This is a genomic window from Mucilaginibacter rubeus, from assembly GCF_014643835.1.
GTDB lineage: Bacteria > Bacteroidota > Bacteroidia > Sphingobacteriales > Sphingobacteriaceae > Mucilaginibacter > Mucilaginibacter rubeus.
On record NZ_BMKD01000015.1, the window covers coordinates 1 to 20,635 of the forward strand.

Sequence of the window (20,635 nt, forward strand, 5' to 3'; positions counted from 1 at the left end):
TATCAAATAATTTAAACGCGATGCTGCGGCCCGTAATGGTGTCTGCTTATAGGAGATTGATTGGTATTTATCGGTGCATTAACGTAATTGAAAATCGGTGAAGGTTTTCTTAGCCATAGGCGAAAAGATAAAATAAAAAAGTCTCCTGTTATAGAGACTTCTTTTATCTGATTCGGCAGATCATATTGCTGGCAGGTTGCTCCCCAGCAGAGCCTGTTTCCTCTTCTGATCTGCAAAGGAAAATTAAGAAAACATGGTCACGGTTTGCTTAGTCATTTATATATTATAACTTTATATAATCTATTACCACGCTTTTTAGGACTTTTTGCCTTTCTGTAGCAGATTTTCATCATAGGAGATTTCTCCTCACCCCAACCTTTAGCCCCCCGCCATTCGTTCGAAATGACATCGGTTTTTACCGAAATAGAGCTATACTACCTCGCTCTGCACCCCCGAATAATATTTCAGCTCGATCAGGTCATGCGGCAACGTTTTGGTATTCCATGCATGATGGATAGCCAATGCCGTACCTACGGCAGTTGCCTGTGCCATCGACGCGGCGTATACTTCCAAATGGGGGAAGGCCAGCGCCAGCAGGTGCATGAAAACGCTATTTTTACTAAAGCCGCCATCTACAAAAATGCGCTTTACTGTACAGCCGTTTAAAACATAATTGGTTGATATGGTTTGCTGGGCAACAATATCAATCATGAGTTGGTGGTAAGCTTCAACATCATCAGCAAAGCTGTTTAAGTCGCGCTGCTCAAATGCCGATTTCTGTAACTGGCCTTCATTTTCATTTGCCTGTAATGACGGCTGATTATTTAACCGGGCCGCGATGACCGGATCATAATTTATGGTACGGTACCTGATCTCGTCCTGGTTAAAATGGGCGGCAATCCGTTTTACCTGATGCTCATATTCATATCCTGTAAACAGGCGTGATGCTTTTACCGGACTGCCCTTATATTGCAGGTAGTTAAGGCAATCATGCTTCAGTTCATCAGCCGTAAGCGGTGTTTGGTTAAAAGGGTTAAGACTGATTGACCAGGTACCCGTTGAGATCAATACAAAGGGCATATTAAAGCTCACGAGGTAAGGGATGAGCGCTGCCGAACTATCATGCAACCCAATACCAACCTTATAAGTGCTGCCCGGAAATTCGGCCGGAAGCACACTATCCGCGGGATGCAGCGGAGCCATTTTGGGCAGGATCCCTTCATCATTAAGCCAGTTGTGATAGGTGTTCTTAGCAAAATCCCAAAGGGCAGTGTGGCAGCCGATACTGGTTAAGTCGCTCACCATTTGCCCGCTAATAAGATAGCTCATATACTGGGGTAGGTGTAAGGCATACTTTATCCGCTTAAACACTTCGGGCTGTTGATATTTAAGCCTGTATAACTGCAATCCCGAATTAAGGTTGCCCAAAACCGGCGAGGCGGTTTCTAAAGCAAACCTGGCTTCATCCCCATAGTTTTCATAAAACTGCCTGCCCAGTTCAGGCGAATATGGTTTGAGGTAATTATACAGTGGGGTAAGCGGCTTGCCATATTCATCAACATACACAAAGCTGGCCCCGTAAGTTGAAAAGTTGACCGCTTTAAGATCAAACTCCTTATGCTTAAAAATTTCGCGCAATGAGTCAAACACCGATAACCTGAGGCTGTCGAGGTTTTCACATGCGTCGCCATCTTCATCGTGGGTTTCCAAAAAACGGGCTGTCCGTTCAAAAACTATTTTGTAGTTCTCATCGAACAGGAACAGCTTCTTGTTGGTTTTACCCACATCAAAAACGGCTATAACAGGTATCGGCTCCATAGGCTTACAATCCGGTTGATACTGCTTTTGCTCCTCGTTCGTTTATCAGTTGCTGCCTGATAGTTTGCTGCCTGTAAACTGCCAGCGGGTTCAGCGCACCGCCTGCCCTTAAGCGGGCTTCGGCCAGTAACGAACGGACGTCAGTGCGGTAAGCCTGCTGCAATATTTCCTGGGCAAGTACTACATCATTATCCTGTTGTGCCTGTACCAATGCTGGAGTATCTACTAACAATGCCTGTGCATAGGCTATCTTAATGGCTTCTACTGATTGTAACAGGTCTTCAATCGGGTCTTTTACATTGTGTGAAGCATCGATCATCCAGCCAATGGATGTAGCGTGTGCCATGCCGCGGGCATCCATACCTTCAACCAGTTCGTTAAAGATCAGGAACAACTGATATGGGTTGATGCTGCCAACGGTAAGGTCATCATCACCATATTTTGAATCGTTAAAGTGGAAACCGGCCAGCTTGCCTTCCATCAGCAGTAATGAAACTATCTGCTCAATGTTTACCCCCTGTAAGTGGTGACCAAGATCAACTAATGTTTGTGCTTTTTGTCCCAGTTTTGATGATAACAGGTATGATTGCCCCCAATCGCCGATAGTGGTTGAATAGAAGTTAGGCTCATAAGGTTTGTACTCTACCCAAACTTTCCAGTCATCAGGCAAGGCCTCATAAATTTCCTGTAAGCTTTCTAAAGTGCGTTCAAACGCGCCGCGCATGTTTAACTGCCCGGGGAAGTTTGATCCGTCCGACAGCCAAACAGATAATGCTTTGGAATCAAGCTCAACGCCGTATTTGATCACCTCAATATTGTGGGCAACAGCCTGTTTGCGGACCGCTTTATCTACATGGTGCAATGAGCCAAATTTGTAGCTCAATTCCTGATTAGGCTGATCCTGGAAGGTGTTGGAATTAACCGCGTCAAAATGCAAGCCCAATTGTGCTGCATGGGCTTTGATAGCTGAGGCGTTGGATGGGATATCCCAGGGAATATGCAGCGAAATAGAGTTGCTGCTACGGTTAATCGTGTGGATCAAACCTACATCTTCAATTTTTTCTTCCAGGCTACGCGGCTCACCACCGCCCGAAAACCTGCCGAAACGTGTACCGCCGGTACCTAAAGCCCAGCTTGGTATAGCAATATTAAAATCAATTAATTTTTGCAGGATGGTATCCAGATTTTTCACATCGCCGGCAACAAAATCAAATTTGCGCTGATGATCATTCAGCTGCTGATGATTGGCTTCATCAATTTTATATTTTTCTAACTGCATAATTGGTATTGGTTTAAAGCAAGTTCAAGCGTGGACGCTTAAACTTGCTAAGTTTATTTTGTTACCTCCTTCGGGAGGGGCGCGTAGGGCTGTGCATTGGCAGGGAGGGGTTATACGCCTTGCTTAATTAATAAGCTTATCGAAGAAACCCCTCCCTACACCCTCCCAAGGGAGGGAATCGCGCAACCCAACGCTTCTTAATTTATCTTAAGCGATGACCATGAACCATAATCTATCAACCATGAACTAACTATCTCACAAACGCCATCGCCACACCGCCATCAACATTCAACACGTTACCGGTTGATTTGTTAAGCAAACCGCCGGTAAAGGCAAAGCAGGCATTAGCTATATCGGCAGGTAAAATCACCTCGTTTAATAAAGTACGTTTTGCGTAGTACGCTGGCAGTTCATCTACGGTAACGCCGTAAGCTTTAGCACGGCCTTCGGCCCATCCGCCGGCCCAAATGTTGCTGTCGCTGATTACGGCATCCGGGTTAACAACGTTCACACGGATTTTATCGGTGCCAAGCTCGGCCGCGTTCAGTCTGCTCAGGTGTAACTGGGCAGATTTTGCCGAGCCGTAACCGGCGTTGTTCGGTCCGCTCACTAAGGCGTTTTTGCTTACAATGTTGATAATGTCGCCGCCAATGTCTTGTTTTTTCATCACAGCAACTGCCGCCTGGGTAATAAAGAACTGGCCTTTAACCAATACATCGTACAATAAGTCCCAGTCTTTTTCAGTATGGTCGGCAATTGATTTAGAGATGGATAAGCCGGCGTTGTTCACCACAATATCAACGCCGCCAAAAGCTAAAGCAGCAATTTCAAGCGCTTCGTTGATCTGATCGGCTTTGGTTACATCCAGTACGGCTGTGGTGTATGAATCTTTGCCGTATTGTTTTTTGAACTCTTCACCTGCACCTTCCAAACGCTCGGCGTTCATGTCATTCAGAATAACTACAGCGCCTTCATCAACAAATTTTTTGGCGATAGCTTTACCTATGCCGCCTGCGCTACCGGTGATCAGGGCAATTTTACCTGATAAGGCTTTTGGCTTAGGCATACGCTGTAGTTTGGCTTCTTCCAATAACCAGTACTCAATATCAAACGCTTCCTGGCGTGGGAGGGAAGTATATTCTGAAATTGCTTCAGCACCTTTCATTACGTTGATGGCGTTGGTATAAAACTCGGCAGCAACACGGGCGGTTTGTTTATCTTTTGAAAAAGAGAACAAGCCTACACCCGGATACAGGATGATCACCGGGTTGGTATCCCTGATAGCCGGGCTGTTATCATGTTTGCAGGTATTGTAATAATCAGTATACATCTGGCGGTAGGCCTCAAAGGCAGGAGCCAAACGTGCTTTTAAAGCGGTAACATCGCTCAGATCTTCACCTGGTGCAAGGTCAAGCACCAGCGGACTGATCTTTGTACGCAGGAAGTGATCAGGGCAACTGGTACCCAATGGAGCCAGGCGGTCAAGATCATTTGAGTTGATAAATTCCAATACACGGGCATCATCAGTAAAATGGCCAACCATGTGCCTGTAGCTTGAGCAAAAACCACGTAATATAGGTGCAAGGGCAGCCGCCTGTTTTTTACGGTTGGTCTCGTCTAGGCTTTCAACTTTTTGACCACCGAAAACAGGGCCTTTTTTTCCGTAGTTTTCTTCAAGGTATTCAGCACAGCGCTCAATAACCTCAAGTGTGTTCATGTAGCTTTCGTAAGCTGTATCGCCCCAGGTAAATAAACCATGCGAGCCCAGCATTATACCACGGATGCCGGGATTTTCGTCAAGGCATTGTTTTAATTGCAGGCCGAGCTCAAAGCCTGGTTTTTTCCATTCAACCCAGCCGATGGTACCGTTAAAAAGCTCCCGGGTTATTTTTTTACCATCTTTTGCTGCCGCGATGGCGATGGCAGCATCAGGGTGCAGGTGATCGATGTGTTTGAATGGCAGGAAGCCGTGAAGCGGCGTATCAATAGATGGCGCTTTTGAGTTAAGATCGTAGATGCAGTGATTAAACAACTCAACCATTTCATCTTCAAATTCAACCCCGCGATAAATGTTTTTCAGGCTACGAAGGCGATCAACATACAGGGCAGCCAAGCCGCTCTTTTTCAGCGTACCAATGTCACCGCCCGAGCCTTTGATCCACATTACCTCAACATCATTGCCGGTAAGCGGGTCTTTACTCATCAACTTGCATGAGGTGTTGCCGCCACCATAGTTGGTAAGGCGCAAATCGGCACCCAAAAGGTTGGAGCGGTATATGAGCAGGGCTACTTCATCGCCCGCCAGTTCGGCGGCTTTTGCTTCATCCCACAAATAGCTTACGTGTTTAAATTCAGTTGTTTTCGACGACATATATTTTAATTGTTGAATTATTGAGTTAATGAATTATTGATTTGTTTTTATCGTTGGCTTATTTAGCTCGGCTTTTACTGTCGGTTTTTCGGGTTTTATCTTATTTCCATATCCCACAACCAGTACCGATATTACAATTACCGCTATACCGGCTATTACCGTTGCGAATGCTTTTTTACTTACGCCTTTCCACTCTTTAAGTACCAGGCCCCACGTATTAGCAATCAGGATAATGAAAGCCATGTGCAGGATCCAGGAGCTGGCGCCATTACCCATTTTGCTTTCGCCCATACCGTAAAAAAAGAACTGTAAAAACCAGGTTGTTCCGGCCAGTGCCGCAAACAGGTAGTTTTTAAGCAGCGGTGTTTTTTTATCGGTATAATTATCAAACGTTTTGTTGCGGGCATTTAGCACCATACACCATATAAAGTTAGTGGTTAAGCCACCCCATAGTATAATAATATAGGTTACATTGTTTGAAAACAGGAAATTACCTTGTCCCGGATGTGCCGCCTGCCAGATCTGGTTAGCGGTATCGGCCATTGGTTTTCCGGCTTCAATACCGAAGTTGAAACAAGCGCTCAGGATCCCCGAAACTACCGCCACCAGTATACCTAAACCAAAGCGGTAATCCTTATTTTCCTGGGCTATGGTTTTATCGGCCGAGAGTTCTTTCTCTTTCATCATACCTGCTTTACCGCATATAATAATGCCCACTACACAAAGCACAATGCCCAATAAAACCATCTGCCCCCATTCGCTGTGCAGCATCAGCGTAAAAGTATCTTTTCCCTCTTTCGGGAAAAGGTCATAATACACCGACGGAATTATCGACCCAAAAACCGAGCATAAGCCCAGTATAATGGTGCTACCCAGCGATACTCCCAAGTAACGTACCCCTAATCCATATGTTAAACCGCCAATGCCCCACAGCAGTCCCATAAGGTACGTCCAGCCAAGGGTAGCAGTATCCGTATGGCTTATAATATCGGCAAAGCCGGGAATAGTAAGCCATGCCGCCAGCGGCGGTACAATGAGCCATGAAAAAATGCCGCCTACTATCCAGTAGCTTTCCCAGGCCCAACCTTTTATTTTTTTGTAGGGGATGTAAAAACTCCCCGAAGCAAAGCCACCGATAAAATGGAAGATGACCCCTAAAATTACTTGCATATTCTCTGATTGGTTTATATTGGTAAGGCTAATGTAGATAATATAAATGCCGGAACTGTCCTTTGCTGTCATGGGTGTGACCGGTAGCTGTCTGAACTCGAATTTGGGGGAATTAACGAATGAACAGAATGCTAATCAATTCAATAATTCTTTAATTCGTTTAATTCAGTTCAGACAATCCCGGTTCTGTTTATTATTTTGGCGTTAAATACATCACCATGCAGGCATATATTTTAGGTATTGATATTGGCACCGGCAGTACAAAGGCCGTAGCGGTAAGTTTAACGGGCGAACCATTAGGTACAGTATCCAATCATTACCCCATCGATAACCCTGAGCCCGGTTACAGCGAACAGGACCCGCTGTTGATTTGGGATGCTTTTGTAAAATGCCTTGCGGGTATTACTGCCAAATTGGGCGCCGCCCCGCAGGCCGTGAGCCTGAGTAGCGCCATGCATAGTATTATTCCGGTTGATGAGCATGGCGAAGCGCTGCTGCCTATGATGACCTGGGCAGATGCGCGGAGCGAGAGCATCGCGCAGGCATTGCGTGCAACGGAAAAAGGTGAACGCCTTTATCATAACTGCGGCACTGCGATCCATGCCATGTCGCCCTTAAATAAGTTGCTGTGGCTGCGTGATAATCAAAGTAAGATCTTTGAAGCCGCCCATAAATTCATTTCGATAAAGGAGTTTATCTGGTTCAGGCTTTTTGGTGTTTTTGAGGTTGATTATTCCATTGCGTCGGCTGCAGGATTGTTTAATATTGTAACCAAAGATTGGAATGATGAGGCTCTTACACTCACCGGTATTACTGCTTCAAAATTATCCATCCCGGTTAATACCACTTATTACCGTAACAATATCAGGCCCGAAGTAGCTGCATTAACCGGGATAAATGCCGGTACCCCTTTTGTTATAGGGGCAAGTGATGGGGCATGTGCTAATTTAGGCAGCCACACTACCGGCCCGGATGTAGCGGCGCTTACTATAGGTACCAGCGGCGCGGTGCGCATTACCAGCCCGAAGCCGGTTTACAATTACGAAGCCATGGTTTTTAATTACCTGCTTGATGAACACACTTATGTATGCGGCGGAGCAGTAAATAACGGAGGTATAGGGGTAAACTGGCTGCTCAAAAACTTTTTGCAAAAGGATAACCTTACCGCTGCTGATTATGACGCTTTGTTTAATGAGATAGCAACCATACCCGCCGGCAGCAACGGACTTATATTTTTACCTTACCTGTACGGTGAACGTGCTCCGCTCTGGGATACCAAAGCCTGCGGCACATTTTTTAATATCAAGCCGGCACATACCCGGTCGCACTTTTTACGTGCGGGGCTTGAAGGCATTTGCTTTGCGCTGAATGATGTGCTTAAAACATTGGAAGATGCATCGGGCGGGATTACACAAGTTAATATCAGTGGTGGTTTTACCAGCTCGGCAGTGTGGACACAGGTCCTGGCAGATATCACCGGGAAAAGGCTCGCAGTGCTTCAGTCTGAAGATTCATCAGCGCTCGGCGCTATTTATCTCGCTGCACGGGTATTATATCCTGAAAGTTATGGCATGCTTACCCGTGTTGAACAACAGGATTTTATCGAACCAAATACTAAAAATCATGAAGTATACAGCAAAATGTTCCCGGTGTTTAAAAAGCTGTATGGTGATTTAAAGGACAGCATGCATTTGGTGGATGGATGGGAGTGAAGACGGATTAAAAAAGTTATCATTCCAGCCCCAGCCACTTAACCAATCTCCAGCAACCATATACAAAAAACGGCGCGGCCACTACATCAATAGTGTAATGAATATGCTGTATCAACAGTAATACTACCAATACTATTGCGCAAATTAATGCGATCAGTTTGTCTGTTCGCTTTTGCAGGTGGAGGTACACAAGTACCATGGTTGCCGTGTGGCCCGAAAAAAACAGGTCTTTGGTGATAAACGTATGCCCGTAAAACACGCTTGTGCTTGGGTCAATAAGCGGGACAAGGCCCACTGGCGGATTGAGCTTGACCAGGCCGATAGTAATAAACCGGGCAATACATACAAAATTCAGTGTCCAGATATAAGTGATACATACCCTCGGGTTATAAAGCGCCCGCCACATCATGAGCAGGCCCATGCTCCAGATGAGTATAAAAATCGGGACTGAGAAATCGTAAGAGGGTAAATGGGCCAATACCCAATCATTAAGTACAACGCCGTCTTGCCTTTTTTCAACATACTTAAAAAAAGACGGTAACAGGTTAATGATGATGACTATGACTATAGTGGCGCCCAGTAACTTGAGCCTGCTGGCCCGGGTATTGTAGGCGCTCTGCCAAAGCTGTTTTATATGATAAATGGAGGCTAAATTCAATCTGTGTTTTTTTATAAAGCCTGCAAAAATACAGTTTGCTGATTAATATTAAGTAATTGTCAGGTATTTGTTAATTTAATAACGAAAATATGGATAGTGAAAACAAATGCAATTGTGTTGCATTAACTTGTTTATATTTGCGGCATGGATTTTCAAAAGCTTTCGCCCCGGCTGGATAATATTGGTATCACCGCTTCAACGCTTTGTGCTATCCATTGTGCAGTAGTGCCTTTGCTGTTTACGAGTTTGCCCCTGGTGGGCCTTGGGTTTTTGGCTAACGCCTGGGTAGAGTGGGGGATGATCATTTTCGCCCTGGTTATAGGGGTTTATTCTATAGGCTTATCCTACTGGCGTACGCATCGCCGTTCAGTTCCACTATTTATGCTTGTATCAGGTTTTGTTATCATAATGGGAGGGCACGCGTTTACAACAACAGGAAAATCCGAGGCTATGATAGTTCCTGTTGGAGGCTTGTTGATAGCCGCCGCGCATTATGTAAATTATAGGTATACCGGCGCCTGCAACCATGATCATAAAACATATAAACTTAAAAAGGTTGAATAATGGACAAGCGCCACAGGAAATTCTTTTATACGTTTTTGCTATTCAACTGCTTTTTGAGTCCGGCTTGTAACCATGAAAAGCATAGTGCCCGGGCTGTATCAAACCATCATACTAAGCCGATAAAAAATACCGTTATAAAAGCCGGCAACTAATGGCGCATATTATACGTACCATTACTAAATTAGCGGCCTTATAATTATTACCCAATTAATACATGACACAAACCCGCGATATACATCATTTTGAGCACCTGCTTGATAAGCATCACCTGAAAAAAACCGCGCCCAGGCTGCGGGTTTTATCCATGATGTCGTCAAGGCATTCGGCTACCTCGCAGCCCGACCTGGAGAACCTGATGCATGATATCGACAGGGTTACCCTTTACCGGATCCTTAATGCTTTTGAAGAAAAAGGGATCATCCATAAGATATTTGATTTAAACGGTACGGCTAATTATGCCCTTTGCTCGTCGAGCTGTAATGAGCATGACCACCATGACGAGCACCTGCATTTTAATTGCACCCAGTGCAAAAATGTATATTGCCTTAATGATATGAACCTGCCCGCAATAGATCTTCCAGCGGGTTTTGAGTCGCATGGCTTTACCCTGTATGCTCATGGCTTATGCCCCAGGTGCAGTAAAAAGGCGGTGAAAAAATGAAATACATCGCTTTGCCCGGGATGATCATCCTGTTATTCCTGTTTCAAAATTCATTCGCGCAGCAAAAAGATACTATACCTGCTGTTACAACTTTTAGGTTTAAAACGGTTGTTATTGATGCCGGGCATGGCGGCAAGGATGCCGGGGCGCGTGGTTCACATTCGTTTGAGAAAAATGTAACACTGTCAATAGCCCTGAAGCTCAAGGCAGCTCTTGATACGGCCATTACTGATGTTAACGCTATCCTTACCCGTACCGATGATACCTTTATCCCGCTAAACCAGCGCTCGGCTATTGCTAATCAAAACCATGGCAACCTGTTTATTTCCATTCACTGCAATTCATCGCCCGAGGGCACTGCCGCACGTGCACACAAGCAAAAAGGGGTACTGATGTTGGTATACGGTTTCCATCGCCTTAAGGAGCAGGAAGAGGCCGTACGAGAGAATGCTTCTATTTTCCAGGAAAAGGATTACAAACAGAACTACGAGAGCTATGATGAAAGCGATCCTTCAAACCTGATCGTACTGAATGCTTATATTCAGAAATACCGCAAGCAAAGTATCCGTTTTGGCGACCTGCTTGACGATGAGTTTACCGGCGTAGATGGCCGCGAAAGTAATGGTGTGAAAGAACAGGGAGTATTGGTGCTGGCCCATAGCGCTATGCCTGCGGTATTGATTGAAACCGGTTTCATTAATAACCCCGAAGAGGAGGAGTACCTTAACTCGGACGAAGGGCAGCACGAAATTGTAATGACGATCATCAGGGCACTTCGAAATTACAGGAAGGCAATAGGGGCATAAAGAAGCTAAATGCCTAAAGCTGAAAGCCCAACCTTCCGTTACATGGGCTATAGGATTTTCTCCTCAATCCGGCGCTTTGCCCCTCGCTGTTCGTTGAAACGACGCTCTTATTAAAAATTACAATTTATTCAACTCATCCATCAATACCTTGCTGTACTGATTAAAATAGCGCCTTACCCCAAAACCCATAACGGTTTGAATGCCGCGGGTGGCGTTGGTTAAAAATACTTCATCGGCCTCGTATAAAATATCAGGATTGATCTGGGCTTCGGTGATATCAATGTTGTTTTCTTTTGCCAGTTTGATCACTACCTGGCGCATTACACCTTCAACGCAGCCCTCGCTTAGCGCCGGGGTATATAAATGGTTTTGGTAATTGATGAAAATATTGGAACTGCTGGCTTCGCACAGGTTACCGCTTTGGTTCAACAAAAAAACATCATCCAGCTTGTTTTGAGTTTTGTACAAACCCGCCATTACATAAATAAGCGAGTTGCAGGTTTTAATGTTTGATAGATAGTTGGACGGTTTAGGCAGTTCCGTAAACACATCCATGATCAGGCCCTTCTCATTCAAAAAATACCTGGGCTCTTCGGATGGGGTTAGCTCCAGGCAATAACCCATTTTATTTTGAGTAGGGGTATACAAGCCTTCGGCATCGCGGTAAACTGTCAGGCGCAGCCTGCCGTGTTTAACTTTATTTCTGCGGGCAAGCTCATTAACTATTTCGTTCAGAAACCAGGTATCCATTTGCGAATAACCATCAATTTTAAGGGCTTTCATGCCCCGCTGTAGCCGGTCGGCATGCAGTTCGGCAAATTTCAGTTTCCCTTTCATTAGTCGCATGCTTTCAAACAGGCCGTCGCCATATTTAAAGCCCCTGTTACCAATGGTAAGCAATGGTGTGTTTTGGGGGAGATATTCGCCGTTAAAATTGATGAATACGGGCATCATAGGACGGATAGATGTTATAATTTGATCGTGTTGTTAATAATTACCGGGTATTGTTGCTCTTCTATCTAACGTCTGTTATTTCGTATCTGTATCGCTGTACTTTCGCCATTTTGCAAGTACGGCCTCAAAATCAGCCGGCAGCGGCGATTCAAAATGCACCTGCTTTTTTAATGTAGGATGTAAAAAGCCCAGTGTTTGTGCATGCAGGGCTTGCCGCGGCATCAGCTCAAAACAATTTTCAACAAACTGTTTGTACTTGCTGAACATGGTGCCCTTTAAAATTTTATCACCGCCGTAAGTGGCGTCGCTAAACAGGGGGTGACCGATATGCTTCATATGCGCCCTGATCTGATGGGTACGGCCGGTTTCCAGCTGGCACTCAATCAGAGTAACGTAACCCATTCGCTCTAAAACTTTATAATGCGTTACAGACCATTTTCCTTTTTCAGGATCATCATATATCGACATTACCCGCCTGTCGGCCACACTGCGGCCAATATAGCCGGTAACGGTGCCATCTTCAGGTAAATCGCCCCAGGCAAGCGCTATATATTTACGGGTGATGGTATGCTCAAAAAACTGCTTAGCCAGCCAGTTCATGGCACGTTCATTTTTGCTGATAAGCAGCAGGCCTGAAGTATCCTTGTCAATGCGATGCACCAGCCCCGGCCTGCCGTCGTTGCCCGGCAGGGTTGGCAATTGCTGAAAATGGTAAACCAGCGCATTCACCAACGTGCCCGTGTAATTGTTATAGCCGGGGTGAACCACCATACCGGCTTCCTTATCAACCACCAATACATCATCATCTTCATAAATAATATTGATGGGGATGTTTTCGGGATATACTTCCGTATCGCGCGGCGGGTGCGGCAGCACTACCGAAATTATATCAAGCGGCTTTACCTTATAGCTCGATTTGATGGTTTTATCGTTCACCAGCACATTGCCAAGCTCAATGGCATTTTGAATGCGGTTGCGCGAAGCATTCTCCACGCGGTGCATCAAAAATTTATCAATCCGCAAAAGCGACTGGCCCTTGTCAACCACTACGCGTAAGTGTTCGTACAAGTCCTGTTCTTCCTGCTCAATAAGTTCGGGTTCGTGTGCCATTTGAGGCGCAAAAGTAATCGTTTTTTATGGTAGGTTAAACGTAATATTGCAATAGCATTAACGCCGTATTATTTTATGAACATTGAGCTTGAAATTTTTAGCCCGGTACAGCAAATCAGTAACCCCCTGTTTGATGACTACGGCGTTAAAGTTTTCATTAAGCGCGATGACCTGATCCACCCCATGATATCGGGCAATAAATGGCGTAAGCTTAAATATTTACTGAAACAGGCGCAAACTGCACAAAAAACACACCTCGTAACTTTTGGCGGCGCTTACTCCAACCACCTGATGGCCACAGCCGCGGCTGCCGCAAAGTTTGGTTTTAAAGCTACCGGCATAGTTCGCGGCGAGAAGGTTGATAACGATACCTTGTTTTTATGCCGCCTGCATGGTATGGAACTGCAGTTTACCGATCGCGAAAGCTATCGTGATAAACTTGCCCTGTTTAATCGGTATTTTGGTAATGATGAACAGGCTTTTTTTATTGATGAAGGCGGCGCATCTGCCGAAGGGGCCAAAGGCTGCAGCGAACTGGTTAACGAACTAACCGAAACCTACGACCATATTTTTTGTGCCTGCGGTACCGGTACAACAGCGGCGGGTATCATTAACGGATTAAATGGTCATCAGCTTAAAACAAAATTCAACGCGGTGCCGGTTTTTAAGAACGGTGGTTTTATTAAGGAGGAGATAGACCGGTTTTTAACGACCCCGGCAGAATATAACATACATACCGATTACCACTTTGGCGGTTATGGCAAAACGAATGACGAGCTCATCAGTTTCATTAAACAATTTGTTGCTGCAACAGGGATATTGATAGAACCTGTATATACCGGCAAAATGATGTATGCCCTATATGATTTAATAAGCAAAGGGCACTTTAAACCCGGCAGTAAAATCCTGGCTATTCATAGCGGGGGTATTTGGGGATTATTGGGGATGAAAGAAAAGTTTAATCAACACTAATTACACGAGTGAGGTCGAATTTTCGCGAATTGGAATTAAATAGCACTAATTTCACAAATGCGTCCGAATTTACACGAACCAACTAATTCGTGTAATTCGTTCTAATTGCTCAATAATACGCTAAGCATTCGTGCATAAATTTCAATTCGTGTTTATCGGGATCTCAAAATGGAAGGTTGACCCTTCGCCGTAAGTGCTTTCAACCCAAAGCCTGCCCTGGTGACGGTTAACAATTTCCTGGCAAATGTACAGGCCAATTCCTAACCCCGACATGTGAGAGGCGAGGTTCTCAACGCGGTAAAAACGTGAAAACACCCGTTCCAGTTGATCGGGCTGGATGCCGATACCAAAATCCTGTACCGATACCCTGAATTTATTGTTGATAACAAGGGCCTCGATGATCACTTTATCTGCCTTTGGCGAATATTTAACGGCGTTGGTTACCAGGTTAATGACAACCTGCTCAATACGCTGGCTATCGGCATGGATAATTAATTCCCCGGCAGGTAAATTTAAAAGGAGCTGATGGGAGGGGCCGGTTTGTTGCAGGATCTCCCTCAATTCGGTAAGCAGTTTGATCACATCAAAATCGGCATAAGTAAAAGGCAGTTTACCGGTCTGGATTTTGGTAACATCAAGCAAGTCTGATATCAGGATGGTTAATTTGCCCACCTGTTCCAATGCCCTGTTGGCCAGTACTTTGCTTTTATCATCCGGAGGGAGGTTACGGGCTATGATTTGGAGGTAGCCCTTTAAACTGGTGACCGGTGTTTTTAGCTCATGGCTTGCAAGCCCTATAAACTCGTCCTTTTTTTCATTAAGCTCTTTAATATTTTCATAAAGCTTGGCGTTATCAAGTGCTACCGCGGCCTGGGCGGCAACAGCCAAAACAAGCTGCTCATGTTCCCTGGTAAACCTGGCCGGTTGTTCGTGTCCAAAAAATAACCCGCCAATCACCTCGCCCGATTTGCCCCTTACCGGAACAGCGAGGTAGCTTACCACCGGCAGGTGCCCTTTAGGCTGGCCAAAATGTGGTGCATTTTTTCCGTAGCGTGGGTCTTTGGTTATATCATCAACCCTTACCGTTCCCTCACCACTGAAAGTAGGGTGAAAGACTGCCGTATTACGTGGCATGCCAAATTTTTCAAATGCCTCACGCGGCGCGCCCGAAAGCGTGAATAGCATATATGATTCGCCCTGCTCGTTAACCTGGTTGTGAAAAAAAGCGCCAAACTGTGCGCCGCACAACTGGGTGGTGGCATCGGTAACTTTTTGCAGGATATTTTGAATATCCAACTCGGCCGAAATAACCTGTCCTATGGAGTTTAAAATCTCCAGGCGTTCGGCATACTGTTGTAATCTTTCTTCTGATTTTTTTTGCCTGCCTATATCGCGGATTATTTTTGAAGCCCCTATTACCTTATTGTTGTTGTTTCTTATGGGAGATATGGTAAGCGAAATTTGTATTTCCTCGCCGCTTTTTGTTTTACGTATGGTTTCAAAATGTTCTATCCGTTCGTTAGCCCGTATTTTATTAATAATCATTTCTTCCTCATCATAACGGTCTTCCGGTATCAAAACCGTGATATGTTTGCCTATGATCTCATCTTCGGTATAACCAAATAAACGTTGGGCCGCGCCGTTCCAGCTGGTAATTACACCATCAAGGTTTTTACTTACAATGGCATCTTCTGATGATTCGATGATAGAGGCCAGCATTCCTTGCTTCGATTCGGCATTTTTTTGTTCGGTAATATCTATCAGTGTATTGGCGGCGCCTGCCAGTTCGCCATTTTCATTAAAACGGGGCTTAGGGTTGGATAATATATAGCTTACACTTCCATCGGGACGTTTAATAAGTATTTCCTGCTGCTTTACAGCCTTGCCATATTTTAATACTTTACCCGTTGGTGTTTCATCGGGAGTTAATAGTATACCGTCGGAGGTAAATATCTCCCAGTTTACATACCACTTGTCTTTATTGGTTTCAGGCGTTTTTCCCCAAAGCTTTATTGCCGCCTTGTTAAAAGAGGTTATATAGCCCTCTTTATCGCAGGTATAAACTGCAACGGGCAGGTCTTCAAGTAAATCCCAGTCGGCACTATCGTTAAATGTTACTTTTGGGACCGGTTTTGAGTGGCTGGCAGATAATGGTTCTTCTCCCATGGTTATAAATATCCCCTTTGGTTGTATCTGGTACTAATTTAATATTAAAATAATCAATCTATGTTAAATTAATTAAAAAGAAAATTTTATTAAACTATCCCGTTACAATTCAGGTTCGCAGATGGAGGAATTTGATTGTTAACCGGGCGGAAAATGCAAATTTCGGCTGCGTTTTTTTATGAATACGGTGGTTGAAGCAGGTGTACCGGTTTTGAGTTTGGTACAAAAAGTAACTTTAAACAATTTAAAGTTACTTTTTTGTCAATCGGTTCAAAAACCGCTTAAATTTTGATTTTAGGCGGTTTTTACTAAATTTGTAATAAACCAAATTAATATGTACAACCTACTTGTTTCTCCGCAGGATGTCCAGGCATCGCTTCAAAAGCATGTACTGGCCGATGGATTCGACCTCACTTTTGATATGGAAAAAAGTAAGGGTGTTTACATTTATGACGCAAAATATAACCGTACGCTGCTTGATTTTTTTACCTGCTTTGCTTCGGTACCTTTGGGCTATAACCATCCCAAAATGCTGAATGATGAAGAGTTTAAGAAAAACCTCATGCTTGCGGCATTAACCAATCCGTCAAATTCAGATATCTACACTACGCAATACGCCCAGTTTGTTGAAACATTTGACAGGATAGGAATTCCTGAATATTTGCCACACGCTTTTTTCATTGCCGGTGGTGCGCTGGCCATCGAAAACGCGCTGAAAGTAGCTATGGACTGGAAAGTGCAGAAAAACTTTGCCAGGGGTTATACTAAGGAAAAAGGTTTTAAAGTATTACACTTTGAGCATGCTTTTCATGGCCGCTCGGGCTATACACTGAGCCTTACCAATACGCTGCCAAATAAAACCAAGTGGTTTGCCAAGTTTGACTGGCCGCGGGTATCTGTACCTTATATGAATTTCCCGTACAGCGATGCCAATCATGAGGACCTGCTAAGGAGGGAGCAATTATCGGTGGCACAAATCAGAAAAGCATTTGAAGATAATAAGGATGATATATGCGCCATAATTATTGAGCCTGTACAATCAGAAGGAGGCGATAACCATGTACGCAAGGAGTTTTTGGAAAAACTGCGTGAGCTTGCCGATGAGTACGAGGCATTGCTGGTATATGATGAGGTGCAAACAGGTGTTGGTTTAACCGGAAAATTCTGGTGTCATGAGCATTTTGGTGAAAAGGCGCGCCCGGATATCATAGCTTTTGGCAAGAAGATGCAGGTTTGCGGCATATTGGCTGGCAGGCGCATTGACGAGGTTGAAGATAATGTATTTAAAGTATCATCGCGTATCAACTCAACCTGGGGGGGCAGCTTGGTTGATATGGTACGCTCGTCGAAAATAATGGAGATTATTGAGGAGGATAACCTTTGTGATAATGCAGCACTGATGGGAGAGTACCTGCAAAACGGCTTGAGCGAAATTGCCGAAAGACATCCGGTTGTAAGTAATGTAAGGGGAAAAGGATTGCTTACAGCTTTTGATTTTCCGGACAAAGCAATAAGGGACAGCTTTATTAAAAAAGGTTTTGAAAATAATATTATGTACCTTGGCTGCGGCGAAAGGAGTGTGCGTTTCCGCCCCGCGCTGATCATTGAAAAAAGCCACATTGATATAGGCCTTGATATGCTTGAACAGCTTTCGGTCACTTTATAATACAGTAAATAAAGAAAATTAATCCCGGCTACAGCTAAATCCGCTCATGAAACGGATGAAATTAACTAATATTTAATAAGGTAAAATCGACATCTATTATTTGCAAAAATGGAAAGATATTAATATACGCTACTTTTTTTCCAAAATACGCTATATTTTTTGTTATTATTCCGATTAGATTTGTTGCAACCCTATTAAAGTAACGTAGTTCTATTTCAAGCACCATGAGCAAACACATAGAGAAATTAAAGAAACAACTGGTTGAAGTTGCCGAGGTTGTAAACTCATTCAAATCTGAAGCTGTGCAGGTTCGAATAATTGACCGTTTACTGGAAGTTATGATCGAATCGGAGAAAGTAGATGCCGAGGGTGTTGAAATGTTTGGTAAAAAAGTAAGGAAATTACGCGTTGAAGATGAAGGCGGAGGTGTTTCAGGACGTAAAAAGCCCGGCGCTACCAAAATACTTAATCAATTGCTAAATACAGATTTCTTTGATAGTCAGCGGTCTATTTCATCAATTGCCAATTACTGTAAAGAACAGTATGATTCTGATTTTAAAACATCTGAACTTTCAGGGATTCTGTTAAAATTAGCTAATGAAAATAAGCTCAGGAGGGAGCGGAGTAATGAAAACAATCGCTTTGAATATATTAAAGCATAAGTATCATCATACTTGCTAAAATAAACAGGGAGCCTGATTTTCAGGCTCCCTGTTTATTTTAGGGTGAAATTTATTATATATAACTTATAGTTAAATATAAATATTATTTAAGGTTAAATAAATTATCTACCCCTAAAATTTTTCTGCTTGTAAAGCCCTCGGCGTATTTTACCTGGATACTTTTGCCAAACTCGCGTGCGCGGCCGGTTACTATTTCAATAAAATTGGATGTTGAAATATAGGTTTGAGGTTCATCTTCCCAGCTTGGGTTATAAAACTGCGATCCGTAAGCATTAATACTCTCTATCTTTTTATCCCAATGTTCGGTTACATCAATTAATATATCAGGGGTAATATAATTATCCTGTATAAAATGCAGCACCATATCTGGCCGCCAGGCCTCTTGTGGTGTGCCATCAATATCAAATGTTTCTATTTTGCGAAGGCCAGCTAAAAATGCCGAGGCTTCAACAAGTTCATTTGCCCGGCCATGATCGGGGTGGCGGTCATGGTAAGCATTGGTTATTACAATGGAAGGACGAAATTTGCGGATGGCTTCAATAACCTTTACCTGGTGTTCGCGGGTATTTTCAAAAAAGGCATCGGGCAGGCCAAGGTTTTCACGTACGGCTAAACCTAATATTTCGGCGGCTGCCGCAGCTTCCTGTTTACGGATTTCTGCCGAGCCGCGGGTGCCCAGTTCTCCGCGGGTAAGGTCAACAATACCAACTTTATAGCCAAGGGCAATATGTTTTAAAATTGTACCTGAGCAACCTAATTCAGCATCATCAGGATGTACCGATAAAACTAATATATCTAATTTAAGCATGCGCAAAAGTAATTCATTGGTTAAATGCCGCTGTCAGCAGGCGGTCAATCTTTCGCCTGATTTTTGAGGAGTTAGGTTTGGTGAAAGGGTAGTAAAAATCAACTACATACCCATTCTTATCAATCAAGAATTTATGAAAATTCCAGCGCGGAACCGACCGTACATTACCATTCTCCTTTTTATCGGCAAAAAATTGATACAATGGGTCGGCATATGGGCCACGTACCCTTATTTTTTCAAATATGGGATAATTTGCTCCATTGGCTTCACAAAAAACAGCAATAGCTTCGCCATCTAAAGGTTCCTGGCCGCCAAAATCATTTGAAGGGAATGCGAGGATTTCAAAGTCCTTGCCGGCAAGCTGAGTTTTTAAAGCTGCCAATTCTTTTAGTTGAGGTGTAAAGCCGCATTGCGATGCCGTGTTTACAATTAAAAGAACTTTGTTTTTATATTCGGAAAGACTGATCTCTTCACCGTTTAACTTTTTAACGTTAAACTGGTAAATGCTTTTGTTATCCATTAAACTAATTGCTGTATGAATTATATCCGGCCTGGTTTAATATGGCCTCGATATCCTTCTGTTCTTCAGGGTCGTAGGTTTCTTTGAGATTATGACCAAATATGCTGGCTACCGACTGGAACATGAAAGCCTTAAAGCCGCCTTTTAATTCTTTAACCATAGCAAAGCTGGTTTGCCCGGTTTCGCGGTCAATAAGCTTAATTAAAACCTCTCCCTGACTAATTGTCAGGTTTTTTATTTCTTTATTGAACAGGTTTTTTATTTCACCCTCGCAGGTGCTTACCAGTTCTTTTTGTTTTTTCCTGTCGGCAGTAACGGCAAGGTCGCGCTGTAACTGGCGGTACCTTTGCCCTGCAAAACGTGCGTAGGGCAGTACTTTCATTACATTATAACGCAAACGGCGGTAGTTTAGCCTGTCGGCCTCGCTCGCAAAAATACGGGTATCTACAATTCTAACCTCCGGCTCAACTATCCATGGTACAAGCTCACCATCAAGGTTGGTCATCGCTGTTTTGATGGTATCATTTTTGCCAAGAGTTACGGGTGCAGGCGTAGCTGTTTGGGCCTTTGCAGCACCCATTAAGCAACATAACAGCAGCGTAAAACCAATAAATTTCATATTTTTACTTAATACAAAAATAATGTAATTTTTTTTGGTATTTTACTAATACCTGCAATAATATTTATTTGCTGCATGTTTATGATTGAATACCGCTA

General features: G+C 43.8%; 18 protein-coding genes. 7 read left to right on the forward strand and 11 right to left on the reverse strand.

The genetic code is table 11. From position 1 onward, the window contains the following. Positions 1 to 429 precede the first annotated feature (429 nt). The 4 genes from IEX80_RS27355 to rhaT form a co-directional block, all read right to left on the reverse strand. Positions 430 to 1,818, reverse strand: coding sequence for an FGGY-family carbohydrate kinase (locus tag IEX80_RS27355; protein WP_188834793.1), 1,389 nt, complete (start codon positions 1,816 to 1,818; stop codon positions 430 to 432). 4 nt (positions 1,819 to 1,822) lie between these two features. Then, positions 1,823 to 3,097 (reverse strand): sugar isomerase, encoded by a 1,275-nt coding sequence (locus tag IEX80_RS27360; protein WP_188834794.1) that lies wholly within the window; start codon positions 3,095 to 3,097, stop codon positions 1,823 to 1,825. Positions 3,098 to 3,347: 250 nt separating this feature from the next. After that, a complete protein-coding gene (locus IEX80_RS27365) occupies positions 3,348 to 5,468 on the reverse strand; it encodes a bifunctional aldolase/short-chain dehydrogenase (protein ID WP_188834795.1) in 2,121 nt (706 codons plus the stop codon). Positions 5,469 to 5,501: 33 nt separating this feature from the next. After that, entirely contained in the window at positions 5,502 to 6,638 is a 1,137-nt protein-coding gene (gene rhaT, locus IEX80_RS27370; RefSeq protein ID WP_090528196.1) for an L-rhamnose/proton symporter RhaT, read from the reverse strand. Between the two features lie 218 nt (positions 6,639 to 6,856). Here rhaT and IEX80_RS27375 point away from each other — a divergent pair, with 218 nt between their 5' ends. Continuing rightward, positions 6,857 to 8,350 carry a gluconokinase gene (locus tag IEX80_RS27375; protein WP_188834796.1) on the forward strand — a complete coding sequence of 498 codons (1,494 nt, stop codon included), beginning with the start codon at positions 6,857 to 6,859 and terminating at the stop codon, positions 8,348 to 8,350. A gap of 19 nt (positions 8,351 to 8,369) precedes the next feature. Here the strand turns inward: IEX80_RS27375 and IEX80_RS27380 are convergent, their stop codons facing one another. After that, the gene (locus IEX80_RS27380) at positions 8,370 to 9,008 is read right to left on the reverse strand and encodes a phosphatase PAP2-related protein (protein WP_229701782.1); all 639 of its coding nucleotides are present in this window, start codon (positions 9,006 to 9,008) and stop codon (positions 8,370 to 8,372) included. A 144-nt stretch (positions 9,009 to 9,152) separates the two neighbouring features. Between IEX80_RS27380 and IEX80_RS27385 the strand changes: the two genes are divergently transcribed. The 3 genes from IEX80_RS27385 (at position 9,153) to IEX80_RS27395 (ending at position 11,039) form a co-directional block, all read left to right on the forward strand. Beyond that, complete coding sequence (locus IEX80_RS27385; RefSeq protein ID WP_188834797.1) at positions 9,153 to 9,572, forward strand: MerC domain-containing protein; 420 nt, start codon at positions 9,153 to 9,155, stop codon at positions 9,570 to 9,572. Between the two features lie 214 nt (positions 9,573 to 9,786). Continuing rightward, the gene (locus tag IEX80_RS27390) at positions 9,787 to 10,233 is read left to right on the forward strand and encodes a Fur family transcriptional regulator (RefSeq protein ID WP_091175311.1); all 447 of its coding nucleotides are present in this window, start codon (positions 9,787 to 9,789) and stop codon (positions 10,231 to 10,233) included. Next, on the forward strand, positions 10,230 to 11,039 hold the full coding sequence (locus tag IEX80_RS27395) for an N-acetylmuramoyl-L-alanine amidase family protein (RefSeq protein ID WP_176628932.1): 810 nt from the start codon (positions 10,230 to 10,232) through the stop codon (positions 11,037 to 11,039). Before IEX80_RS27390 ends, IEX80_RS27395 begins: the two co-directional genes overlap by 4 nt. Positions 11,040 to 11,156: 117 nt before the next feature. Here the strand turns inward: IEX80_RS27395 and IEX80_RS27400 are convergent, their stop codons facing one another. Further along, positions 11,157 to 11,993: an aminotransferase class IV gene (locus tag IEX80_RS27400; protein ID WP_112653632.1), complete on the reverse strand. Its 837-nt coding sequence runs from the start codon at positions 11,991 to 11,993 to the stop codon at positions 11,157 to 11,159. A 75-nt stretch (positions 11,994 to 12,068) separates the two neighbouring features. Continuing rightward, positions 12,069 to 13,103, reverse strand: a complete 1,035-nt coding sequence (locus IEX80_RS27405; RefSeq protein ID WP_090528176.1) for an RluA family pseudouridine synthase — start codon at positions 13,101 to 13,103, stop codon at positions 12,069 to 12,071. A gap of 75 nt (positions 13,104 to 13,178) precedes the next feature. Here IEX80_RS27405 and IEX80_RS27410 point away from each other — a divergent pair, with 75 nt between their 5' ends. Continuing rightward, positions 13,179 to 14,075, forward strand: coding sequence for a 1-aminocyclopropane-1-carboxylate deaminase/D-cysteine desulfhydrase (locus IEX80_RS27410; RefSeq protein WP_188834798.1), 897 nt, complete (start codon positions 13,179 to 13,181; stop codon positions 14,073 to 14,075). A 141-nt stretch (positions 14,076 to 14,216) separates the two neighbouring features. On the opposite strand, the gene IEX80_RS27415 is transcribed toward IEX80_RS27410, so the two are convergent. After that, positions 14,217 to 16,241, reverse strand: a complete 2,025-nt coding sequence (locus IEX80_RS27415) for a PAS domain S-box protein (protein WP_188834799.1) — start codon at positions 16,239 to 16,241, stop codon at positions 14,217 to 14,219. Positions 16,242 to 16,575: 334 nt separating this feature from the next. Between IEX80_RS27415 and lat the strand changes: the two genes are divergently transcribed. Both lat and IEX80_RS27425 read left to right on the forward strand, forming a co-directional pair. Beyond that, positions 16,576 to 17,907, forward strand: a complete 1,332-nt coding sequence (gene lat, locus IEX80_RS27420; RefSeq protein ID WP_188834800.1) for an L-lysine 6-transaminase — start codon at positions 16,576 to 16,578, stop codon at positions 17,905 to 17,907. A 224-nt stretch (positions 17,908 to 18,131) separates the two neighbouring features. Continuing rightward, entirely contained in the window at positions 18,132 to 18,569 is a 438-nt protein-coding gene (locus IEX80_RS27425) for a hypothetical protein (protein ID WP_090528165.1), read from the forward strand. A gap of 103 nt (positions 18,570 to 18,672) precedes the next feature. Here IEX80_RS27425 and bshB1 read toward each other — a convergent pair whose 3' ends face one another. Genes bshB1 through IEX80_RS27440 form a run of 3 tightly spaced genes read right to left on the reverse strand, consistent with a single transcriptional unit; the run spans position 18,673 to position 20,537 of the window. Continuing rightward, complete coding sequence (gene bshB1, locus IEX80_RS27430) at positions 18,673 to 19,398, reverse strand: bacillithiol biosynthesis deacetylase BshB1 (protein ID WP_176628936.1); 726 nt, start codon at positions 19,396 to 19,398, stop codon at positions 18,673 to 18,675. Positions 19,399 to 19,411: 13 nt separating this feature from the next. Further along, positions 19,412 to 19,918: a glutathione peroxidase gene (locus IEX80_RS27435; protein WP_090528159.1), complete on the reverse strand. Its 507-nt coding sequence runs from the start codon at positions 19,916 to 19,918 to the stop codon at positions 19,412 to 19,414. Between the two features lie 4 nt (positions 19,919 to 19,922). Then, positions 19,923 to 20,537, reverse strand: coding sequence for a DUF4294 domain-containing protein (locus tag IEX80_RS27440; RefSeq protein ID WP_091175285.1), 615 nt, complete (start codon positions 20,535 to 20,537; stop codon positions 19,923 to 19,925). Positions 20,538 to 20,635: the final 98 nt, after the last annotated feature.